A 23,602-nucleotide genomic window follows, 5' to 3' on the forward strand; every position below is an offset into this window, starting at 1 on the left:
TCTGACATTTTAAAGGGTTAAACTTTTGGTTTTATCTAGCAATACAAACTTAATTGTTTGCCCTTTAACTGTCAGATCAGATCGAAACTATTTCATATTATGTCAGCAGGGTTTATCAATAGTATATCGTAAATCTTCTATCTTCTCATATTTGGCATTTTACCGCCTTTCATCTGAGTCATCGCTTTCATCATCTTACGGGTCTGGTCAAACTGTTTGATGAGTTTGTTTACCTCCTGAATCGATGTTCCACTACCAGTTGCAATACGTTGTCGGCGGCTTCCGTTAAGAATTTCCGGACTTGTCCTTTCTTTCGGAGTCATCGAATAAATGATAGCTTCAATACTTTTGAATGCATCATCGTCGATATCCAGATCCTTGATAGCCTTACCTACCCCGGGAATCATAGAAGCCAGGTCTTTCAGGTTACCCATTTTCTTGATCTGTTGTATCTGTCCGATAAAATCGTTGAAGTCAAACTGATTCTTGGCGATCTTCTTTTGCAGGCGACGGGCTTCTTCTTCATCATACTGCTCCTGTGCACGCTCAACGAGTGAAACGATATCACCCATCCCCAGTATACGGTCGGCCATACGCTCAGGGTGGAATACATCCAGCGCATCCATTTTTTCGCCTGTACCCACAAACTTGATCGGCTTGTCGACTACCGAACGGATAGAAAGCGCAGCACCACCACGGGTATCACCATCGAGTTTTGTTAAGACAACTCCGTTGAAATCGAGTCGGTCATTAAATTCCTTAGCGGTATTTACCGCATCCTGACCTGTCATGGAATCGACTACGAATAAGATCTCATCAGGTTTCACAGCGTTCTTTATAGCTGTGATCTCTTTCATCATCTCTTCATCGATAGCCAGACGCCCGGCGGTATCTATAATAACAAGGTCGTTGCCGTTCTGCTTAGCCTGTTTGATCGCATTTTCGGCAATCTGTACAGGATTTTTGCTGCCCTCTTCAAAATATACAGGAACTTCGATTTGTTGTCCCAGTATTTTCAATTGTTCGACAGCAGCTGGACGATACACGTCTCCGGCAACAAGCAACGGATTTTTACCTCTCTTTGATTTCAGCATTTTGGCAAGCTTACCCGAGAAAGTGGTCTTACCAGATCCCTGAAGCCCCGACATCAATATGATCGCAGGCGAGCCCTTCAGGTTAATATCAGTAGCCGTACCTCCCATCAGGGCGGCTAGCTCGTCGTGTACGATTTTTACCATTAACTGTTGAGGCTTCACAGCGGTAAGCACATCCTGCCCCATAGCCTTTTCCTTAACGGTTTCGGTAAATTGTTTTGCGGTTTTATAGTTTACGTCGGCATCGAGTAAGGCACGGCGCACATCTTTAAGCGTTTCCGCTACATTTATTTCGGTGATCTTGCCTTCACCTTTTAGTATCTTAAACGATCGTTCCAGTCTTGAACTTAAGCTTTCAAACATAATATATTGTTGTTATTTATTATCAGTAACAAGTAAACATTAATATTTAATGTCGCATTTGAAAGTCATAACTACCATCAGAGTTATACTTGGATGGACAATAAATAGGTCTGAGACCTTATATGGGAGCACAAAGATATAAACTTTTGGTATAAAGTGAAAACTCCCTTGTGTAAAAGTATAAGTAAGATTTCCGGATTTACAGATGATCAGCCCTTGATCATTGTCAGCAACATTTTGAATCTTTCCACAGCAAACAAAGCATGGGGAATATTTGCCGGCATAATGATGGTTTCACCTTCCTTCAAACGGAAAGGTTGTCCTCCTATCTTGATTTCTACTTCACCATCAAGAACTTCTACCATTGCATCGAATGGAGCGGTATGCTCAGTCAGCCCCTGTCCTTTATCAAAAGAGAATAGCGTTATATTTCCCGCTTCACTTTTCAAGACCTGTTTACTTACCACACCTCCGGCAGAATAATCTATAAGTTCGGCCATTTTTAAAACTTTCCCTTTTTCAAAGATATTATTCATTTACTATTAGTTTTTATATTAATACTATAATGAAGATAACAAATTAAAACAGATGATTGTTACATACCGTCAAAACAATTATATATATTTTCATTATCTTCGACCCTTATAATCATTTTCTCTTCTTTATGAATAATCTGAAAGCGGTAATTGACAATCAGATAAACAAAAATGCCGGCATCAATCTATTATGTAAATGGAAAAGCCATTTTAATTTTTCAGATGAAATGCTACGATCGGTTCATAAGATCAAATACATAGACAAATATCTTCAGGAATCGTTGACAGATTATGCTGCGAACAAAGTCCTTGATGAATTTTACCGTATAAACCAGTATTATCAGTTTAATGATAATTCAAAAATCGAATTAAAGTCTATTTACGCAAATCTCATTAATGATCTCGCAAACAAACAGACTCCGGCAGATCAACTCGCAGAAATCCATTTCTCCAATCTGAAACAATGGTTATTAAAAACCAATCTGTTTGCAGCCAAAATGTATTCAAACAGTGCAGAAAATATAGAACCTACAGTCTGTTTTGAATACACGCCCAGGTTACAGCTCGACATTTTACAAATCGATATGAGTAAAATAGTCGAGCCTGTTCTGGATATAGGTTGTGGGCAAAAGGGAAATCTGGTGAATTATTTCCGAAGAAAAGGAATTGAGGCTTTTGGGATAGACCGTTTTCCCTCAGACTCATTATATATACAAAATACCGATTGGCTTGAATTTGACTATGGGGTGAACAGATGGGGTACTATCATAAGTAATCTGGGATTCTCCAATCACTTTGTACACCATCACTTACGGAAAGATGGCAATTACGTATATTATGCAAAAAAATATATGGAAGTAATTCGATCTTTAAAGGTAAATGGCTCATTTCATTATGCTCCCGATCTGTCTTTTATTGAACAGTTTTTGGATACTGGCATCTATAAGATAAAACAAAAACCAATAGATAACCGGAGCTATAAATCAACTGTCATTAAAAGATTACTTTAAAAGAAAAGCCTTGAATATATTTCAAGGCTCTCATATTTTGTTTTTATCCGTTCACTTTCTTATAATCGGCAAGGAATGTAGCCAATCCACTATCGGTAAGCGGATGTTTCAACAATCCTTTAATAGCCGGAAGCGGGCAGGTAGCCACATCGGCACCGACTTCTATACATTGTATAATATGTTGTGTACTGCGAATTGAGGCTGCAAGCACCTGTGTGTCCATATCGTAAGTGGCATACATATCGACAATCTTACTCACCAGTTCGATCCCATCACTTGATATATCATCGAGCCGGCCTACGAACGGCGAAACGTAAGTGGCTCCCGCCTTTGCGGCAAGCAATGCCTGACCAACAGAAAAAATTAACGTACAGTTGGTACGGATTCCCTTTTGGCTAAAATATTTTATTGCCTTTATTCCGTCTTCGATACATGGTACTTTTACTACTATATTCTTGTGCAGGGCTGCAAGCTCTTCACCTTCTTTTATCATACCTTCGTAATCGGTCGCTATCACTTCGGCGCTTACATCGCCATCCACAATGTTGCAAATATCCAGATAATGCTTACGTTGGTTTGCCACACCCTTGATTCCTTCTTTCGCCATCAGGGAAGGATTGGTCGTTACCCCGTCAAGAACTCCCAGATCGTTTGCTTCCCTGATCTGGTCTAAGTTAGCTGTATCGATAAAAAATTTCATAATGTATTGGTTTTAAATGGTCTTTTAAAGATCGGCATATATTGTGATTAAAACAATAATAAATAGGAGATTGTTTGGTCTCATCTGTCCATCTGTACTTATTGATTTTTATCCTGAATAAAAAATTAGAAATATTGCCGAATGCGCAAAAACATTGCGCATCTTATGTATTATTTTGTATCATTAAAGAATAGAATCAAAAATACAGTTATGAATTTTACTTCATTTTTTAATTTATAAAGCGATGGAAGATTATAGTTACAAAGTTTTATATGAAACAGATAGACTAATTTTAGGATATGTATATGAAAAGGTTTATCTGAAAAATAAACAGACTAATAATACCCAATATATAGGTAGTGTTTATGGTGACCCATCATGTGGAATTATTAGCTCTGATAATTCATTTTGTATAGTAGGAGGAACAGATACTTTGATCTTATGGAATAAGGAAGGTATAAAATATATTGATGATGTTGATTTACATTCAGCATTTGATATAAGACAAACGAATACAAACAAGATAAATATACTTATCGATCCCTGGTGTGAAAAGTCTGCAATATGGACTTTTAAAATTGATACTTTGGAAAAAGAAAAAATAAGGGACTTCATTGAATATAGAGATAAAGAGTATACTGACGATGTAGAATGGTGATATGGAAAAAGAGATAAAAGACATATACGAGATCCTCTTCCCAAGGAAATGCAAATATAAATTCGGCATCGTAAAATAGAAGTTCTTCGTAGAGATCTGGCGATGTAGTTTCAATTTTTGTCGAGCGAAAATTAACAATACTAGAGGTAAGACTTTTCAATTTATTTCCCTGATTAAAAAACAAAAGGGATGCCACAATTACGGCATCCCCTTGGAAGTCTATATTCAGTATCTTAGTCTTTCTTCAAAAGGACTTTATCAATCGCTTCTTTCAGGTTCGGCTTAGGCAATGCACCCTGTGCCATTTGCGGTTGTTCGTCTCCCATAGGAATAAACAACAGGCTGGGAATACTTCTGATACCGAATAAAGCAGCCAGTTCCTGTTCGGCTTCAGTATCTATTTTGTAAATATATATTTGTCCTTCATATTCTGCGGCAAGTTCTTCCAATACAGGAGCGATGGCTTTACATGGTCCACACCAGTCGGCATAAAAATCTATCAATGCAGGTTTATCACCCAGATACTTGAATTCTTTAGGATTTGCTTCGTAGTTAGCGATTTTTGTTAAGAAATCAACTTTTGTTAATTGTATTGTTTTTTTCATTTTAGTTTCCTTTTTTGTAGGTTCAGGTTGCTGATCGGTCTTTACCTGCGCATTGCAGGTAGTTAATCCAAAAGCGGCAACCAGTGCCATTAATAAAATTTTCTTCATTCTTTAAATTATTTTTCTTTCACTTTTTCATCCTGTTGTGGTATATCCTGAGCCACCTGACAGTAACCGGTGACACAACAAGAAGTGGTGAAGCTCATTAATATTATTGCAAATACCATGCCTTTTATGTAAACCGGCAAAGTGTATCTTTTTATCATTTCATTTATCCTTCGTTTCTTTCTTAAACAAACTGAACAACAAGCCACCCAGAACAGCACCCCATATCATACTATTGGTCGGTGAAGCTGTAATCGGGCATGTTCCCGATTCGCATCCAATGAAATACCAGTACAGATATCCGGTGATAGCTCCGCCAACCGCTCCGGCCAGATATGTCCAATTTCGCCTAAATATACTTATTAATTTCTCCATACGTCTTATTGTTTAATATTTTATATGAATAAATTCACATTGGCATTCTCCGCCCTGTCGAGATAAGCGGCTACTCCGCCAATTGTGATACCATCCATCAGCTCCTCTTTTTTTATACCCATTACGTCCATCGACATGGAGCAGGCGATAAATTCCACTCCGTTGTCTTTTGCTTGTTGCATAAGAGTTTCGAGGCTGTCGATATTCTTATCCTTCATTATCATACGCATCATTTTGCTACCCATTCCTCCCATATTCATTTTGGAAAGGCTGAGCTTTTTACTGCTCGATGGAAGCATAAAGCCGAACATCTTACCCATAAAATCCTTTTTCACTGATGGCTTCTTTGTTTTTTTGATTACATTCAGCCCCCAGAACGTGAAGAAGATACTCACCTTTTTACCCGCTGCCGCCGCACCATTGGCAATGACAAACGAGGCCAAAGCCCTGTCGAGATCGTCACTGAACACAATCAGCGTTTTATTATCTCCGTTAGAAGGGGATTTTTCCTGAACATCTTTTACCTGTTTTTCTACTGTGGCAGTGATCACTCCTCCCGAATTTTCCATACCAACAACTTTAGCACCGATCATACGTGCCCAGCCATTGAGGTCTTCTCCGAATGCCTGATCTGTTACTTTTATTTCCAGGCGTTCGCCCTCGGTTATCCGGTCGTAATTCTTTTTCAATTGCATGATCGGACCCGGGCATTGCAACCCGCAAGCATCTATCTGTATTGTTTTCATATCTTTTGTATAATCTGCTTTAATTGGAGTATTCTCTTCTTTCTTAATTGTCTTCGGCATCCCCTCCTCTTCTGACACACTGGAGTATGTTTTGTAACCACCAGAGAGATTATATACTTGTGTATAGCCATGTTGCATCAAAATACGGGATGCCAAATATCCCCTTAATCCTACCGCACAATAAACAACCAGCTTTTTATCTTTTGGTATTTCATCCAAACGGCTGCGCAGATCATCCACTGGAATATTTATAGCCCCGTCAATATGCCCGAATGAATATTCTTCTTCGGTACGGGTATCTATTACAATAACCGAGGCTCTGTCCTGCTTATCGAATTCATGCCACTGGATCACATTGACTTTCTCTTTCAGTATATTATCGGCCACAAATCCGGCGATATTTACAGGATCTTTTGCCGAGGAATAGGGTGGAGCATAAGCATGCTCTATTTCCTGTAAATCGTAGATTGTTCCTCCTTTTTTAATTACCTGCGCAAACAGATCGATACGTTTATCTACTCCGTCAAAACCCACAACCTGTGCTCCAAATAGTTTCCCGTCTTCGGGAGCAAAATTTATCTTGATAGACAAAGGCAATGCTCCCGGATAATATCCTGCATGCGAACTGCCATGTGTATAAGACTCGATATGTGCTATGCCTTCCCTGCTCAGCAATTTGGATGATGCACCTGTGGCTGCCACCGTAAGATCGAATACTTTGGCTATAGATGTGCCTATCGAGCCTGTGTATTTATGTATATTGCCTTCGCGAATATTGTCCGCAACTATACGGGCTTGCTTATTCGCAGGGCCTGCCAATGGAATAAGAGCATGTTTACCAATAACCGGATTGAAAACTTCGGTGGCATCTCCCAATGCATAAATATCAGGATGAGAGGTCTGCATATAGTCGTTTACCTTGATCCCACCGGAAGAACCAAGATCGAGCCCTGCTTCTTTCGCCAGTTTTACTTCGGGGCGAACGCCAATACTCAGTATTACCATATCAGCATCGATAGCCGGACTATTCTCCAACAAAACTTTTACATTGTCCTCTCCGGGTTCGAAACCTGTTACTCCCTCTTCGAGATATAGTTGTACACCTTTTTGTCTCAACTGCTGGTGCACCATTGTTGCCATCGCATAATCGATAGGTGCCATCACCTGATTACTTTTTTCCACTAAAGATACTTTCAGTCCTGCTTCGTGCAAATTCTCCACCATTTCGAGCCCAATGAAACCACCACCGATAACGACTGCTGATTTCGGTTTGTCCTGATCTAAATAAGCTTTTATCGCATCTGTATCGGGCACATTACGTAATGAAAAGATCCGTTTGTCTTCAATACCCTTTAATGGAGGCTTGATAGGTTCTGCTCCCGTGGAAACGATCAGTTTGTCAAAACTCTCAGTATATGTTTCATCTGTTGAGAGATTGTGTATAGTTATCATCTTTGTTTGTATGTCAATAGATGTTACCTCTGATCTTACCCGGATATCAATATTGAAGCGGTCTACAAACCCATCCACCGTCTGCACAAACAATCTGTCTCTTTCATTTATCGTCCCACCTATGTAATACGGAAGTCCACAATTGGCATAAGACACATATTCTCCCCTCTCAAATAACACGATCTGCGCTTTCTCGTCCATACGCCTGAGCCTTGCCGCCGCCGTAGCCCCTCCGGCTACTCCTCCTATTATTAAAATTTCCATGATTTATATTATAAATATTTGTTATTAGCAATTAATTGCATAAATTTTTTAGTTTATCAGATCGGAAACATGTTGAGCCAGTTCCGAAAAATTCATCTCCTGAGACTGCATTTCATTGATTTTTTGCCTTCCGGATTCGGTCAGTGTGAAAATCATCTGACGCTTATCTTCCTTACCCATCGAACGGGTAATATAACCTTTGTTCTCGACTGTGGTTATCACTCTTGATACACGCGAATTGGAAAGTCCGACAAAGTCACACAATTCATTCGCAGATTTCGGATTACCGTCTTTCAGGCAACAGAGCAGCATACCTTCATTAATGGTGATGCCATTTTTCTCTGCAAATTCTTTTTCGAAATTGTAGAGTGCTTTATATATATCTTTTAATTTACAGATCGGTTCCATAATTTATTTGCTATTAGAAAATATTTACAAAGGAAATAATTTTTATTGAAACGGCAAAATTATTTGGTATTAAGATTTCTAAAAAAGGAAAAAAGCCCGTATGACATTATCGCAAACAGGCTTGAATCATAACAATACAAAGGTCTTCTAATAGAAGTCCCCGTTCAGATGATCGATAAAGATATCTATGGTCTCCTTCTTACCGCCGATTGGAATGCCTATGCCTACTCCCCCTCCGACACTACGATTACCACCACCCACGCCTATACCCAGGGAGAAACCGCTTCCGGCAACTTTACGTGTTATCTTAAAACTCCAGAATCCTTCGTTGTAAGACGCTTTATAAAAATCGCCTTCGAAACCGATATAAGGTTCTCCACCGAGAATAAAAGCATATACTTCTTCCGGTTTCAGTTTTTTCTCCTTCCCCGAGTTTTCCGGATCGGCAACTTTCGCTTCTTTTATTTTGTCATCATCCTGCTTGGTGATATTTACAGGCGAAATCTCATCAGGAGTGAGGTTTTTCAATGACTGATATTTATAATAAATTCCATCGGGCAGATTACTCTCCATATAGAAAGGGATGCTGTTTTTTTCATACATGTCTATATCCACCACCTGTTGCATATCTAATGCCTCTTCCTCGTCAGAAACATCGGACGGCAGATTTTCAATGATGAAAGAAGTAATCACATTGCTTGTCTCCGGCCTTATCTTCTTTTGCTCATCTACCAGCAATGTATCTATTGTATTGAGAAAATAGTATTTATCATTATCCACTTTATATAATGACATACGCAAACGGGAAATACCTTTCCCCCGTAGTTTATTTACACCAAGGTCGAAATATAAAGCCCTCATCTGCACAGCAATTGCTTTACTTTCATTACCGGATGTCACAAGATTTACCAGCCGTCTTAATTGCTCATCAAGCGGATTGTCTAAAGTTACCCTTTGCATACCGTTCCACATGTCTACATACACTATCCCCATATCCTGAGGTTCGGGACGCGATTCTATGTATACGAGATCATTATATTTACTGCCCTCTATTGTGATATCAGGAATAAGAATACTGAAATCGCTTTTCTTCTGCCCCCACAATACTATAGAGAAGAAAATAAATACCGGTAAAACGATCAGCCTTTTTTTCATAACAAAGAGACTTTGGTATATGAATTAATATCTATGTTAAAAAATACAATAAAACTATTATACTTTACTTATGCACACTCAAATATACAAATATAATAGTGCGAAACACCGAAATATTCTTAAATTTGCATTTCAACAAAACAGAGATATGGACAAGAAGCTTTTGATAGCTAAACCGGTCGAAAAAGAGTTGAATAAATTCAACTCTTTTTATAAAGAATCCGTTTTCTGCGACAATGTAAGAATACAGGAAATCATAGACTACATCATGAAATCGGACGGAAAACGCATCCGTCCCATCTTATTGTTGCTTGCCGCCAAAGCATGTGGTGAAATAAACAATACGACTTATAATGCAGCTGTTACCATAGAATTGTTGCATACAGCCTCTTTGATCCATGACGATGTCGTGGACGAGTCTAAGATCAGACGGGGACTGGCTTCAATCAATGCCATCTATGACAATAAGATGGCTGTGCTCGCAGGAGATTATTTTTTATCGACAGCACTCATCAAAAGCGTATTGACCGGTAATATAGAGATCATATCGCATATATCTGATCTTGGACGCGATCTGGCGGAAGGTGAACTCAACCAGTTATCACTCGTCAAAGAACTGATCCTGGATGAAGACGAATACTTCCAGGTGATAAAGAAAAAGACCGCTTCGCTGATGTCGGTTTGCATGCGGATAGGAGCGATGTCGGTGAATGCTCCGGCGGAAATAGTTGATAAATTTACCAGACTGGGCGAGTTACTCGGACTTTGCTTCCAGCTTCGAGATGATATCTTCGATTATTTTACGAATGCCATTGGGAAACCTACAGGCAATGATATTCGCGAGGGAAAGGTGACTTTGCCGTTACTATATGCTATCCGCAATGCACCGGAAAATGAGCGAAAAGAACTTCTTGCAATTATTAATTCGTATAACTATACTGACGAGAATATTCAGAAGTTAATTAACTATGCTAAAGAGCATGGGGGCATCGAATATGCATATAAAAAGATAGAAGAAATAAGAGTAGAGGCTGAGGCCATAATCTTGGAAGTACCCAATACAGAAGTTCGTAAAGCTCTTGAGGCCACAGTAAATTATATTGTGGAAAGGGCTTACTGAAACGAACCGATAAAGTTTAACAATAGCAAATATACCAATACCGCAGGGATAGCCAATATCGTGCTATCGAAGCGATCGAGTATACCTCCATGCCCGGGTATCATATTCCCTGAATCTTTTACACCTAATGTACGTTTGATCAATGATTCGAACAAATCGCCCCATGTACCGAATGCAACTGTTACAGCTGCAAATCCCATCCAGGCCGGGATGGACAGATCAGAATAGAAATGTGCAAATATCAGTGAAGAAGCGATAGAAACAACAGCCCCTCCAATAAAACCTTCCCATGACTTTTTAGGAGATATGCGCTCAAACAAGCGATGCTTCCCAAAGGTCATTCCTGTAAGATAGGCAAACGAATCGTTTACCCAGATGAACACAAATATCGCCAGTACAAAGATATATTTATAGTTGGTTTCCCAACTATCGGGAAATGCCAGACCTGTAAGCAAGGCGAATGGTAGCGCAATATACACCTGTCCCAGAATAGAATATGCCAGAGATTGCAAAGGATTAGTCCGCTTTTGGTACAATTCATTTATGAAAAGTATCAGCAGATAAAAGGCATATGGAATTAAATTAGGTGATAACCCCTCAATATACAAGCAATTCCCCGCACTGGAATACATGAAAGCTCCGCCAAACAACAATAATCCCCCTACAATATTTAAGTATTTGGGAACCTCAACTTTCGCATCCTTCTCTATCAATCCATAAAATTCATACAGACACAAAGCAGTAATTACAGAAAAAATGAGGAGGAAAGTGTATTCATTTATGAGAATTCCGCCCAGCAACAGACCTACGAACACTGCCCCGGCCAAAATACGTACAACGATATTAGGTAATTTCAAAGTTATCGGGTTTTTAGTTATACGGGCAAAAGTAATAAATATTATAAGATTATCGATAATGATATGAAAAAAAGGAATACCATAATCTGATATTCCTTTCGTCTGATATATAAATTCTTATATTATTATTCCGATTGATCATCCTGAGCTATTATACCCGGAGCATCTTCTTTTTTGAGCGTTTCTATTTCCACATCTTCGGGAAGCTCTTCTGTTTCTTTCAGGATTTCTTCGGAACGTGATGTCCATTGACGCTCACCGAATACTTTTTTCAAGTCATCTGCAAAAATCACCTCTTCCGTGATCAACAGATTTGCCAGCTTCTCATGACCATCTTTATGTTCTTTCAGCAACCGTTTTGCCCGTTCATATTGTTCGGTAATCATTGCCTGTACTTCTTTGTCGATCAGCAGGGCGGTTTCATCGCTATATGGTTTTGTAAAGCCATAAGCCTCACCCGATGAGTCATAGTAGCTCAGATTTGGCATCTTCTCGCTCATACCCAGATAAGAAATCATGGCATACGCCATTTTTGTCACACGTTCGAGATCGTTCGCAGCACCCGACGATATATGCCCGATGAACACCTCCTCGGCAGCACGTCCGCCAAGCAGGGCACACATTTCGTCCAGCATTTGCTCTTTGGTGGTTATCTGCCGTTCCTCGGGCAGGTACCAGGCAGCACCCAGCGCTTTACCACGGGGTACGATAGTCACCTTAACCAGCGGATTGGCATATTGCAGGAACCAGCTTAATGTAGCATGTCCGGCTTCGTGTATAGCGATGGTCTTACGCTCTTCAAGCGTAGTAACCTTGTTTTTCTTTTCCAGTCCACCTATAATACGGTCAACAGCATTGGTGAAATCTTCTTTCTGTACGACTTTTTTGCCTTTACGGGCTGCAATCAGAGCAGCTTCGTTACATACATTAGCTATGTCTGCCCCGGAGAAACCCGGAGTCTGGCGGGCAAGGAACTCCACATCTACTGTATCGTCTATTTTCACCGGACGAAGATGCACCTTGAATATTTCCTTCCTGTCGTTCAGGTCAGGCAGATCGACTGTGATCTGACGATCGAAACGTCCTGCGCGAAGCAGGGCTTTATCCAGAATATCGGCACGATTGGTCGCTGCTAGTATGATGATACCACTGTTTGTTCCAAAACCGTCCATTTCGGTCAACAACTGGTTCAATGTATTCTCACGCTCATCATTCGATCCCATATTCAGGTTACGCCCACGGGCACGGCCAATGGCATCAATTTCGTCAATAAAGATAATACAAGGTGATTTTTCCTTTGCTTGCTTAAACAGGTCTCTCACACGAGAAGCTCCCACCCCGACAAACATTTCCACAAAGTCGGAACCCGACAAAGAGAAAAACGGTACATTTGCTTCTCCTGCAACGGCCTTTGCCAGCAAGGTTTTACCTGTTCCCGGAGGGCCAACCAGCAGGGCCCCCTTCGGGATTTTTCCTCCAATCTCAGTGTAGCGTGAAGGATTTTTCAGGAATTCTACGATCTCTTCTATTTCTTCCTTTGCTTCGGATAGCCCTGCAACGTCTTTAAACGTAACTCTCAGGTCTGATCCTTTGTCATATAGCTGAGCTTTGGATTTACCAACGCTGAACACGCCACCACCGCCGCCGCCGCCACCGCCTGACATACGGCGCATCATGTAGATGAATAGTCCGAATATAAGCAGGATGGGAAGAAAGCTGAGCAAAATATCCCAGCCACTGGTTGTATTTGGTTCGTAGGATAGTTCTATATTATACCCGTTCTCTTTGGTAACACTATTGTACAGGTCCGAGAATTTATCTACCGACGGCATTTTTACTACAATAGAAGGGTTTGTACCAACTTTGTCAGCCATATCTTTGTAGACACGCTCGATAGAATCTTTGCGGATAAAAGCCTTCAATGTAAGCCCTTTATTGTCTACAACTATTTTATTTACACTATTATCCTTTAAATAGCTTTCAAATTCAGACCAGGCGACTTCCTTCTGCACACTTGCCGTCCTGTCCTGAAACATCCATATCCCTACAACCGCAGCAAATACGATAAGGTAAACCCAGTAAAGGTTAAATGGCATTTTAGGCCCTTTCGTGACAGGTGATTTCGGCTTGTTCTCTTGTCCTTTGTTATAATTGTCCATATATTTTCAAATACGTGATTGTTTTATTCCGAACCTGTATAACAACCTATTATTCTAAATTGTTGTCAGTCTATATCAGGTATACTTTCCAGTTCCGCGTCTGCCCACAAGTTTTCGATATTGTAGAATTCACGCAATTCCGGTAAAAATACATGAACAATAACCGTACCATAATCTATTCCTACCCAACGGCTTTCCCGCAAACCGTCTACAGTAAGGGGACGTTCTTTCTTTTTCTTCAAGGAATCTACTATTTCTTCCGATATAGCCGACACTTGTGTTGGAGTGTTTCCTTCGCAGATGACAAAATATTGGCAGATAGTGCCAATAAGTCCACTCATGTCGACAATTACAATATTCTTTGCCTTTTTATCCTGGCAAGCTGCCACAATGTTGTTTACTAAGCTTTTTCCTTCTTTCATTCGTACTTTTAAAAAGTGTATGTGTATATTTGAACCTACAAATATAAGGTGAATTTTCGAACAATCGCTTTTTATATGGCGTAAGAACAAAGAATTATATTGAAAAATGAAAGAAAACAAATACGATAATCACGATTTCTTTGATCAGTACAGCCGGATGCAACGCCCTGGACAAGGATTGCAGGGAGCAAATGAACGGTCCCTTACAACGACCGGTATCAATGACAATATTAGCTAAAAAAAATAGCAATCAGAATGATTGACTCAGAAAGACAGAAGCACAAAATATATTATCAGAATAATAAGATAAGCAGCGGATATAGCAACCCATACATCCCTGAGTCTATATTCTTCAATATATTTTTTATTTTTCTTTCTCATATTACAAATATATAAATATTTGCTAAATTATTTAGCATTTTTGGGATTAATTTTTATATTTATGGTTAATTATCTTGGAACTAAGATAGGAGCATGTTTTACAGCAGGCTCTTTGTTGCTCACTCTTACCCTTGTGGTTCCTGTTTTTTCCATACTTCCGGGAAGCTTGTTGGAAGCCGTTGCACAAGGGCTCGTTAATAACGATCCATATAGTAATGTAGGAAAATTAACCATATTATTCCTGATAATAATGTTTGCAACTACTCTCATAATTGTATTGGTGAGAGTGAGGAAAACGGGCATCAGGATAGGCCGGGTGTGGGGGAAAAAGATAATTTACATGTCTAAAATAAAAATTGTTCTGATAATGCTATTGTTTTATTTTATTGTTCATCCTTTAGTGTTTTATCTGTATTGGGGTATTCAACTCGACTTCAGGTCCGACGGGCAATTGATAATGGAAGCAATAAGAACATTTCCGATAAGCAGTTTATCATTTATTTTTATCGGAATAATGATAGATATAGTGAAAAATCGGGGTATTGAAAACGGATGAAATAAAATCCAGATCAATAATTATTGATTATAACTTCCTACTTTTGTATTTATGAACAATTATGAACTCATTACCATACTAGGCCCCACGGCATCAGGCAAAACAGACTTCGCCTGTCACCTTGCATATAAATTGAATGCAGAGATTATCAGTGGCGATTCCCGCCAGGTTTACCGTTCGATGGATATAGGCACAGGAAAAGACCTCGGCGACTATCTTGTAAATGGAAAAGCAATCCCTTATCACCTGATAGATATCCGTGAAGCGGGCGACAAGTATAATATATTTGAATATCAGCATGATTTTCATCAAGTTTTCACCGGCATAAAGCAACGGGGCATAACTCCGGTTTTATGCGGTGGATCGGGATTATATATCGAATCGGTACTGAGAGGGTATTCACTGGTGAATGTACCTGAGAACAAAGAACTAAGGAAGAAATACGAAAACCATACATTAGAAGAACTGACCAAAATACTGGCAGGATACAAAGCCCTGCACAATACGACCGATGTGGACACAGCACAGCGAGCCATTCGTGCCATCGAGATAGAAGAATACAAGAAAGAACATCCGCTGGAGCAGAACGAATTTCCACCTATCAACAGCCTTGTTATCGGAGTGGATATTGACCGTGAACTGCGCCGCCAAAAAATCACAAAACGACTGAAAGCCCGCCTCGAGGAAGGAATGATAGAAGAAGTGCAAAACATTCTGGATAAAGGCATATCACCCGAAGACCTTATCTATTATGGATTGGAATATAAATATGTCACCCTTTATCTGCTGAAGCAGTTAAGCTATGAAGAAATGTTCTCTCAGCTCGAAATAGCCATTCACCAGTTTGCCAAACGGCAAATGACATGGTTCCGCGGCATGGAGAAACGTGGCGTACATATTCATTGGATAGATGCTACTTTACCTATGGAGGAAAAAGTGGGGCAGGCAATGGCTTTAATAAAAGGGTAAGTATAGACTACTTGCCTCTATTCTCGGGTAATGGGGATATCGGACAGCAGGAAAAACATTTTCACATAGTAGTGTAACAAATTCTTACCGTTGCACGTCTTTATTTTGAATATGCCCTTTAAACATTAATAAACAATTTATATTATGAAAAAAATATCATTGGTAGTGTTGCTGTTGACCATTTCTATGATTAACGTTTTCTCGCAGAGTGTTGAAGATGTGATTGCTTCTTTTTCCAATCGTGAATATTCTAAAGTAGAAGCTCTGAATGAAAATGAGTGGAAATATGCGAAATTTGTTTTTTCGAAAATCGCCCCTTCCTTTTATGAAGCAAAAGCGGAAATGCAATTGAAAGATACTCTTAATAGCTTCTGGTTCGATAAAGTTTTTACACGCAAAGCGAATAATAACAACAGCTACAGCGTGGATTTTGATAAAGTGAAAACCGAAGCGGCCAAAGTTACCCTTTCTGATATTCCCGAAGTGAATGAGTTTGTTTTTATCGGGATGAAAATGCCTATCCTCGAAAAAGCAAAATCCATAACCCACTTAGAGTTAAACAATTATAACGAGAACGCAAAAAGCGAATTCTGGAACGAAATAGATAAAATGAAGTCTTCCTATGAAGTGCTTATATCAACAAATGAAGATAGCGAAAGGTCGATGATAATGAAGAATAAGGGAGAAGAGTCTTTCTCCGAGATCATTATGATAGACGAAACTGACGAATCGACAATCGACCTGGTGTGGATGAAAGGTTCATTCGATGGTTCAGTTCTGGCCCCTCCTAAAGATTGTAATGAAAAATAGATAGAATTAAAGTGGATAAGATAATAAACGAAGGCAAATAAATATTCCCAATATAAAACATAGTAACTGCTCCCCTAAAAAGAAGCAGTTTTTTTATTTACCATAATTCACAAAACCATTTTCCAATTAAAAATGTATTTTTGTATGTTGAATCGAATATCGTGATTATGAAGAAGGTTTTTCTGTTTTTGTACGAGCTGCTTATCTTCGCTCCCATTTTTGTTCTCGCGACTATTGCTACTGCTGTGACAGTTATGGTTGGCCGCCTTTTGAGCAAAAATAATTTTTGGAGATATAATCCACCACGCTATTGGTCAAAGGTGGGTTGCAGATTAGCATTGAGCAGGATCAAGGTAGTAAAAAAAGGAACTATCGATCCGAAACAATCTTATGTTTTCATCGCCAATCATCAGGGGGCATTCGATATATTCCTTATCTATGGTTATCTGGGACAGGATATCAAGTGGATGCAAAAACAAGAACTGCGCAAAATTCCTTTTGTAGGAAAGGCTTCCGAGATAGCCGGGCATATCTTCGTCGACCAGTCGAGCCTGAAATCGATGATCGCCTCGATCGACAAGGCAAAATCTGAACTAGTGGACGGAGCTTCCGTTACAATCTTCCCCGAAGGATCGAGAACGAAAACGGGGAAAATGGACAGCTTTAAAAAAGGTGCTTTCGTTATAGCCAGGCAGATGGGGTTACCCATTGTACCTATTACCGTAAACGGCCCTTACGATGTGATGAAGATAAAGACTTATCTTATCAATCTCGGTCAAAAGATGGAACTGGTGATCCATGATCCTATACCTGCTGATGAAGTAGCCAGTGCAAATCTTTCGGAACTGATGAACAAATGTCATGAGATCGTTTACTCGGGCCTTTGGGATAAATATAAATAATAAAGCCTAATAATGGGCGTTAGAACTTAATACAATACCAAATTTTACTACTTTTGTGGTTTTAAGGTCGCAGACCTATTTATTAACTTGGTAAGTATAAATGCAATAGATGGTTATCGTTTTAACTACATACTTACATTTACTTAACTAACATCAATATGAAGTTTAGAAATATACTGTTTTTATCTTTATTTTTTGTTGCCGGATTCTTCACAAATATTCCGGCTGCAGAGGCTTACTACACAAATAACACAACAGAAACAGCTTTGATGATATCATTTCCAACTGATGATGTTATCGTTTATACCGTAAAGAAAGGAGATACAGCTTATTCCATTGCTGCCGCTCATCAAACAACAGTTGATGCTATCTACAAACTTAATCCCAAAGCAGAAAAAGGCATAAAAGAGGGTGACCGTTTGCAAATACCAATCAAAAGAGAGCCCACTGGATACAGTAATCACCTGATAGAGTCTAAAGAAACATTATATTCGGTTGCCAAATTGTATAAAATTTCAGTTGATGACATAAAAGAAGCCAATGCCGGACTTAATGAGTCCTCGTTCAGAGCAGGGAGAACAATAAAGATTCCTAAATACGGAACATCAGGTGCAGCCCTCTCGGGCAGCACCGGCGAAACCACCGAAATCGGTTCGGCCTATCGTGTACAAAAAGGCGAAACATTATACAGTATCGGCAAAAAACATAACGTCACAGTAAATGCGTTGCTGAATGCAAACCCAAACCTGAGACAAGATGGACTGAAAGAAGGTGCATATATAAAAATACCTGTAGAGGAGTCTCAAAACTGGCAAAACACAGGGCCTGCGACAACGCAGGGAACTGTGATCAACCTATCGGAAACACCTTACGCATCCCGTGGTGAGACTGTAAAAGTCGGCATTCTTTTCCCGTTCCTCGACGATAAAGGGACAGTGGAAAAAAGCAAACTGATAGAATATTATGAAGGATTCCTGCTGGCAGTGAAAGACCTTAAAGGTAAAGGGCTGAATGCCGAAATATACACATTTGACATAGGCACAGAAAGGAACACCGACAAACTGAAAAGCCTTTTGGGCACTAATGAGATGAAGAACCTTCATCTTATAATCGGTGGCGTCTCGGACAGGCAGATAGATATGCTGACTAAATATTCGAAAGAGACAGGAATAAAATATGTAATCCCTTTCGGGCAGGCAAAAAAGACAGAGCCCACACTTTTCCAGATGACAGAATCACATTCAACCTTATACCCTGAAATAACAGATGAATTTGTAAAACGGTTTGGCACCTATAATATTATCTTCGTGTCAGAATCAGGTTCGAATAAAGATAAAGCTGATTTTACGGATGCAGTGAAGCAAAAGCTGACCAGATCGGGAATCCTGTCTAAAACCATTTCAACCCCAAGCGATTTGATGGCTGACATTAAGAGCTCTATAGATGCCTCCCGAAAAAACATCCTGGTTCCTCTTTCGTCATCCGAAGCCAGCCTGAAAAAAATCATTGCAGCGTTGAATTCGCTTAATGAAGAAAATATAACATTGTTCGGCTATCCAGAATGGCAGGTTTATACCTCTCAGGCAAAAAGCCTGCATAAATATGAAGCCTGTATATACAGTATATTCTTCCTCGACGAAACCCAATGGTCTGTTAAACATTTTGCCGAAGAATATAAGAAATGGTATAACAAGAAACTGGCAAATTCTTTCCCTAAGTTTGGTTATCTCGGCTATGATACAGGACTTTATTTCCTGACGGCACTCGACAAATACGGCAGCAACTTTGAACCCGAAGTTTCCACTTTAAATGTGAATACATTGCAGTCGGCAATTACGTTTAAGCGGATCGAAAATGGTGGAGCGTTTGTCAACAAGGGAGTGTATTTTGTAAACTACAAAGAAAACTCAGGCATTGAGAAAAAAGATATAGGAAAAAATAAATGGTAAAAAAGCACATATTTATTCTGCTATTCATCCTTCTGGGAGTTAGCACAAAAGGTCAGAATAAATTCACTCCCGAATGGAATGTCGGGGTAGGATTCGGACCCACCTTTTCGTCTATGGATCTCCGTACTTTCAGCAATACAACAGTGGGTACAAAAAATATGCAACAATATTTCGGAGGGATTGCTGTCAGATACCTGTCCGAAAAAAACCTGGGCTTTATCGTGGAACTTAATTACAGCCAGCAAGGATGGGAACAGGATTTTAAAGTAAAAGACAATCCTGCCTATGAAGGGTTTTCTCATATCCACAAATTAAATTATCTGGAATTACCCATACTTACTCATATTTATTTCGGCAGAAAAGTGCGCTTCGTCTTCAACCTGGGACCAAAACTAAGTTTTCTTCTCAACGACAGTGAGGAAATGAATGAAAAACTAGCTAATTATCTGGCCAACGGTGAAGCATCCGGAGGGATGATCACACACCAGTATTACCGCATGGCCGAAAGAAAGATCGACTACTCGCTGGTAGGAGGATTAGGGCTCGAATTCAGAACAGGGATTGGTCATTTCATGCTCGAAGGCCGCTATACATTCAGCCTCGGGGATATATACAGTAACAGCAAGGCAGATGTATTTGCCCGTTCGGCAAACCGCGTACTATCTGCAAAACTAACATATTACGTCAAATTGTTTTAATATGCCACGCATATATAAACTTTCACGTACAGGCCTTAAATTGCTATATAAAATACGTCATCACAAGGGACATGGTATACATTCGCCTTTTGTTTTCAATCTGGCGACAAAAGTTATCGAAGAAAAAACGCCTTACCATGCTTATGAAGACATAGAGGCTGTACTTTTAAGTTCGCTATGGCGAAAGCATCGTAAATTAAATAAAAGTAATAAGCTTTTTTTCAGGTTGGTAAATTATTTCGGAGCAAAAAACATACTGGAAATCGGTTCGGGTTATGGAATAAATACTCTTTGCCTGACAGCACCTTCAGCAGACATAAAATGTATCTGTGCCGAAGCTTCTGAACAAAAATCCAGGTATGCCCGTCAGCTATACGAAAAGTGGGACAGGAAGATAGTATTACATACCGAATCCGGGCTGCCCGAAATATCCCAGAAGCAGGATTGTATCTTTATTGACCTGACTAATTATAATTTTTTTCAATCAGGATTAAACCAATATCTTTTAAACCTGTCATATGAGAAAACTTTTATAATTGTAAAGGGTATCCGAACAAATAAAAGGCATCAAGCGTTATGGAGAGGTATGATGAATATGGAGTCGAGGACTGTCGCTTTAGACTTGTTTAATATAGGCATATTATTCTTCGACAAAACATTATACAGATGGAATTATAAAATTAGTTTTTAACAATATTATAAATGAAAAAAAGCCTGATATATACCAAGACCGGAGATAAAGGAACCACTTCGCTGGTGGGAGGCATGCGTGTACCGAAGGCTCATGTAAGGCTCGAAGCATATGGCACGACCGACGAATTGAATTCTTTTATCGGGTTTCTTAGAGAATCGGTTGAAGACGAACACGATTCAAAAACACTTTTGTATATCCAGCATAAGATGTTTACTGTGGGATCGTACCTTGCCACCGAAACTGAAGCCAGAGCGCCAAAGGCAGCCAGCATTATCACCGATAAGGATATTGAATTGCTCGAAAGCGAGATGGACAGGATGGACAATGAGTTACCTCCGTTGCGTCAGTTTGTATTGCCCGGAGGTAGTGAATCGGCAGCAAGGGCACATTTATGCCGTTCGATCTGCCGCCGTGCCGAACGTTGTATATACCGGGTGAAAGAAGATTTTCCGGTAGACGACCATGTACTTATGTTTGTAAACCGGCTTTCCGATTACTTTTTCCTGCTTGCCCGCAAAGAGGGTAATAAGAAAGGAAAAGAAATATTTTGGGATCAGAGTTTGATATAAGAAATATTATTATATTTTTGCGAGAAATATAACCAAGCTTAGCAAATAAATTAAAATTGAATATACTATGTACTGGACTTTAGAACTTGCATCAAAATTAGAAGATGCGCCATGGCCTGCAACAAAAGAGGAGCTGATAGACTATGCCCAACGTTCGGGAGCTCCACTGGAAGTAATAGAAAACCTTCAGGAGATAGAAGACGAGGACGAGATTTTCGATACGATCGAGGATATATGGCCTGATTATCCAAGTAAGGAAGATTTCTTCTTTAACGAGGACGAATATTGACACTGTAAAATAAGGTCTATAAAATAACATCATATAAAAGAGATTGGGATGATTCACATTATCCTGATCTCTTTTTGCATATTTTTGACTGAAGACTCTCATCTATACAGCATAGAGCATTCGATTACATGCTACTATAGAATTAACCTCAAACACATTTATTAACCTCATAACTTTACTTCTTCCGATATTTTATATACTTTTGCATTCTCGTTTAAAAAAACAATTGCATATGACTCGAAGAGTAAGAGTGCGTTTTGCCCCCAGTCCCACAGGGCCGCTGCATATAGGGGGTGTACGAACAGCATTGTATAATTACCTGTTTGCCAAGAAAAATAACGGGGACTTTATTCTCCGTATAGAAGACACAGACTCCCAGCGATTTGTTCCCGGAGCAGAAGAATATATCATCGAAGCCCTTACGTGGCTGGGCCTACAATTCGATGAAGGCACACATGTAGGAGGCAACTATGGCCCCTACCGCCAGTCGGACAGGAAAGACATATACAAAGAATATGTAGACCAGCTATTGGAGAAAGACGCCGCATACATTGCTTTCGACACACCACAGGAATTAGAAGCCAAGCGTACCGAAATCGCCAACTTCCAGTACGATGCCTCTACCCGCATGCAAATGCGCAACTCACTTACACTTTCCAAAGAAGAAGTGGATAACCTGATAAAAGAAGGAAATCAGTACGTGGTGCGTTTTAAGATCGCTCCCGATCAGGAAGTAATTGTAAACGACATAATCCGTGGCGAAGTAAAATACAATTCATCGGTACTCGATGACAAGGTGCTATATAAATCGGCCGACAGTCTGCCGACATACCATCTCGCCAATATTGTAGACGATCACCTGATGGAGATCACCCACGTTATCCGCGGCGAAGAATGGCTGCCATCGGCTCCCTTACACGTATTATTATACCGTGCATTCGGATGGGAAGATACCATGCCGCAATTTGCACACCTCCCGTTATTGCTGAAGCCTGAAGGCAACGGTAAGCTGAGTAAGCGTGACGGAGACCGTCTCGGCTTCCCCGTATTCCCTTTGGAATGGAAAGACCCGAAAACCGGAGAGATATCTTCGGGATATCGCGAAAGCGGTTATCTGCCTGAGGCTGTCGTTAATTTCCTTGCCTTACTGGGATGGAATCCGGGCAACGATCAGGAAATAATGTCTATGGACGAACTCATCGGCATGTTTTCTCTTGAAAAATGCAGTAAAAGTGGAGCCAAGTTCGATTATGAAAAAGGAAAATGGTTCAATCACCAGTATATACAGCTAAGACCCGACAGTGAAATTGCCAATATCTATTATCCGATACTGGAGGAAAAAGGCATCGACTGCGAGATCGGATATGTTGAAAAAGTCGTAAATCTGGTAAAAGAACGTGTAAACTTTATAAAAGAACTCTGGGACCAGTCATATTTCTTCTTTGGAGCACCAGCGTCGTACGATGAAAAGGTAGTGAAAAAACGCTGGAAAGACGAATCTCCCGTTCAACTGGCCGAACTGACAGAAGTACTGAATGGAATAGATGATTTCTCTGCACATAATCAGGAAGAGATTATAAAAGCATGGATTGAATCGAAAGGATATCATCTGGGTAATATAATGAATGCGTTCCGCCTGGCTATTGTGGGAGAGTCTAAAGGCCCTCATATGTTTGATATCACGGCTACTATCGGGAAAGAGGAAACTATCTCCCGTTTAGAGAAAGCCATTAAAGAGATAAAACCCCTGTAAGCT

At 39.8% G+C, this 23,602-nt stretch carries 25 protein-coding genes; 13 read left to right on the forward strand and 12 right to left on the reverse strand.

The window, feature by feature from the left end:
• Positions 1–137: 137 nt before the first annotated feature.
• Positions 138–1,457, reverse strand: coding sequence for a signal recognition particle protein (ffh, locus tag GGR21_RS16800; RefSeq protein WP_183308399.1), 1,320 nt, complete (start codon positions 1,455–1,457; stop codon positions 138–140).
• A gap of 209 nt (positions 1,458–1,666) precedes the next feature.
• Positions 1,667–1,993, reverse strand: a complete 327-nt coding sequence (locus tag GGR21_RS16805) for a cupin domain-containing protein (RefSeq protein ID WP_183308400.1) — start codon at positions 1,991–1,993, stop codon at positions 1,667–1,669.
• 128 nt (positions 1,994–2,121) lie between these two features.
• Between GGR21_RS16805 and GGR21_RS16810 the strand changes: the two genes are divergently transcribed.
• Positions 2,122–3,003 carry a methyltransferase domain-containing protein gene (locus GGR21_RS16810; protein WP_183308401.1) on the forward strand — a complete coding sequence of 294 codons (882 nt, stop codon included), beginning with the start codon at positions 2,122–2,124 and terminating at the stop codon, positions 3,001–3,003.
• A gap of 43 nt (positions 3,004–3,046) precedes the next feature.
• Here the strand turns inward: GGR21_RS16810 and fsa are convergent, their stop codons facing one another.
• Entirely contained in the window at positions 3,047–3,703 is a 657-nt protein-coding gene (fsa, locus tag GGR21_RS16815; protein WP_183308402.1) for a fructose-6-phosphate aldolase, read from the reverse strand.
• A gap of 244 nt (positions 3,704–3,947) precedes the next feature.
• Here fsa and GGR21_RS16820 point away from each other — a divergent pair, with 244 nt between their 5' ends.
• Positions 3,948–4,361 (forward strand): hypothetical protein, encoded by a 414-nt coding sequence (locus GGR21_RS16820; protein ID WP_183308403.1) that lies wholly within the window; start codon positions 3,948–3,950, stop codon positions 4,359–4,361.
• Between the two features lie 233 nt (positions 4,362–4,594).
• Here the strand turns inward: GGR21_RS16820 and trxA are convergent, their stop codons facing one another.
• The 6 genes from trxA to GGR21_RS16850 form a co-directional block, all read right to left on the reverse strand.
• Positions 4,595–5,074 carry a thioredoxin gene (gene trxA / locus GGR21_RS16825; RefSeq protein ID WP_183308404.1) on the reverse strand — a complete coding sequence of 160 codons (480 nt, stop codon included), beginning with the start codon at positions 5,072–5,074 and terminating at the stop codon, positions 4,595–4,597.
• 8 nt (positions 5,075–5,082) lie between these two features.
• A complete protein-coding gene (locus GGR21_RS16830) occupies positions 5,083–5,232 on the reverse strand; it encodes a hypothetical protein (protein ID WP_183308405.1) in 150 nt (49 codons plus the stop codon).
• A gap of 1 nt (position 5,233) precedes the next feature.
• The gene (locus GGR21_RS16835; RefSeq protein ID WP_183308406.1) at positions 5,234–5,446 is read right to left on the reverse strand and encodes a DUF6132 family protein; all 213 of its coding nucleotides are present in this window, start codon (positions 5,444–5,446) and stop codon (positions 5,234–5,236) included.
• A gap of 20 nt (positions 5,447–5,466) precedes the next feature.
• Positions 5,467–7,908 carry an FAD-dependent oxidoreductase gene (locus tag GGR21_RS16840; protein ID WP_183308407.1) on the reverse strand — a complete coding sequence of 814 codons (2,442 nt, stop codon included), beginning with the start codon at positions 7,906–7,908 and terminating at the stop codon, positions 5,467–5,469.
• Between the two features lie 48 nt (positions 7,909–7,956).
• Complete coding sequence (locus GGR21_RS16845; RefSeq protein ID WP_183308408.1) at positions 7,957–8,316, reverse strand: MarR family winged helix-turn-helix transcriptional regulator; 360 nt, start codon at positions 8,314–8,316, stop codon at positions 7,957–7,959.
• 147 nt (positions 8,317–8,463) lie between these two features.
• A complete protein-coding gene (locus GGR21_RS16850) occupies positions 8,464–9,471 on the reverse strand; it encodes a hypothetical protein (protein WP_183308409.1) in 1,008 nt (335 codons plus the stop codon).
• 148 nt (positions 9,472–9,619) lie between these two features.
• Here GGR21_RS16850 and GGR21_RS16855 point away from each other — a divergent pair, with 148 nt between their 5' ends.
• Positions 9,620–10,591, forward strand: a complete 972-nt coding sequence (locus tag GGR21_RS16855; protein ID WP_183308410.1) for a polyprenyl synthetase family protein — start codon at positions 9,620–9,622, stop codon at positions 10,589–10,591.
• Here GGR21_RS16855 and GGR21_RS16860 read toward each other — a convergent pair.
• From GGR21_RS16860 to rsfS, 3 genes are all read right to left on the reverse strand, one after another.
• Positions 10,585–11,448, reverse strand: a complete 864-nt coding sequence (locus tag GGR21_RS16860; RefSeq protein WP_183308411.1) for a phosphatidate cytidylyltransferase — start codon at positions 11,446–11,448, stop codon at positions 10,585–10,587. The genes GGR21_RS16855 and GGR21_RS16860 overlap by 7 nt on opposite strands.
• A gap of 125 nt (positions 11,449–11,573) precedes the next feature.
• Positions 11,574–13,607, reverse strand: a complete 2,034-nt coding sequence (gene ftsH, locus GGR21_RS16865) for an ATP-dependent zinc metalloprotease FtsH (protein ID WP_183308412.1) — start codon at positions 13,605–13,607, stop codon at positions 11,574–11,576.
• A gap of 65 nt (positions 13,608–13,672) precedes the next feature.
• Positions 13,673–14,029 carry a ribosome silencing factor gene (gene rsfS / locus GGR21_RS16870; protein WP_183308413.1) on the reverse strand — a complete coding sequence of 119 codons (357 nt, stop codon included), beginning with the start codon at positions 14,027–14,029 and terminating at the stop codon, positions 13,673–13,675.
• Between the two features lie 442 nt (positions 14,030–14,471).
• On the opposite strand from rsfS, the gene GGR21_RS16875 reads away from it, so the two are divergent.
• The 10 genes from GGR21_RS16875 to gltX all read left to right on the forward strand — a co-directional run bounded on the left by GGR21_RS16875 (position 14,472) and on the right by gltX (position 23,599).
• Positions 14,472–14,966, forward strand: coding sequence for a hypothetical protein (locus GGR21_RS16875; protein WP_183308414.1), 495 nt, complete (start codon positions 14,472–14,474; stop codon positions 14,964–14,966).
• A 51-nt stretch (positions 14,967–15,017) separates the two neighbouring features.
• Positions 15,018–15,935, forward strand: coding sequence for a tRNA (adenosine(37)-N6)-dimethylallyltransferase MiaA (miaA, locus tag GGR21_RS16880; RefSeq protein ID WP_183308415.1), 918 nt, complete (start codon positions 15,018–15,020; stop codon positions 15,933–15,935).
• Positions 15,936–16,079: 144 nt separating this feature from the next.
• Positions 16,080–16,745, forward strand: a complete 666-nt coding sequence (locus tag GGR21_RS16885; protein WP_183308416.1) for a DUF4252 domain-containing protein — start codon at positions 16,080–16,082, stop codon at positions 16,743–16,745.
• Positions 16,746–16,912: 167 nt separating this feature from the next.
• Positions 16,913–17,647, forward strand: a complete 735-nt coding sequence (locus GGR21_RS16890; RefSeq protein WP_183308417.1) for a lysophospholipid acyltransferase family protein — start codon at positions 16,913–16,915, stop codon at positions 17,645–17,647.
• 158 nt (positions 17,648–17,805) lie between these two features.
• Positions 17,806–19,596: a lytic transglycosylase gene (locus GGR21_RS16895; RefSeq protein WP_183308418.1), complete on the forward strand. Its 1,791-nt coding sequence runs from the start codon at positions 17,806–17,808 to the stop codon at positions 19,594–19,596.
• Positions 19,590–20,294 carry a porin family protein gene (locus GGR21_RS16900; RefSeq protein ID WP_183308419.1) on the forward strand — a complete coding sequence of 235 codons (705 nt, stop codon included), beginning with the start codon at positions 19,590–19,592 and terminating at the stop codon, positions 20,292–20,294. The genes GGR21_RS16895 and GGR21_RS16900 overlap by 7 nt, the downstream gene beginning before the upstream one ends.
• A gap of 1 nt (position 20,295) precedes the next feature.
• Positions 20,296–20,985 (forward strand): O-methyltransferase, encoded by a 690-nt coding sequence (locus tag GGR21_RS16905; RefSeq protein ID WP_183308420.1) that lies wholly within the window; start codon positions 20,296–20,298, stop codon positions 20,983–20,985.
• An 11-nt stretch (positions 20,986–20,996) separates the two neighbouring features.
• Positions 20,997–21,557, forward strand: a complete 561-nt coding sequence (locus GGR21_RS16910; RefSeq protein WP_183308421.1) for a cob(I)yrinic acid a,c-diamide adenosyltransferase — start codon at positions 20,997–20,999, stop codon at positions 21,555–21,557.
• 67 nt (positions 21,558–21,624) lie between these two features.
• Positions 21,625–21,846 carry a DUF2795 domain-containing protein gene (locus tag GGR21_RS16915; protein ID WP_006800744.1) on the forward strand — a complete coding sequence of 74 codons (222 nt, stop codon included), beginning with the start codon at positions 21,625–21,627 and terminating at the stop codon, positions 21,844–21,846.
• Between the two features lie 232 nt (positions 21,847–22,078).
• Entirely contained in the window at positions 22,079–23,599 is a 1,521-nt protein-coding gene (gltX, locus tag GGR21_RS16920; protein ID WP_183308422.1) for a glutamate--tRNA ligase, read from the forward strand.
• Positions 23,600–23,602: the final 3 nt, after the last annotated feature.

This window comes from Dysgonomonas hofstadii (genome assembly GCF_014196915.1).
GTDB lineage: Bacteria > Bacteroidota > Bacteroidia > Bacteroidales > Dysgonomonadaceae > Dysgonomonas > Dysgonomonas hofstadii.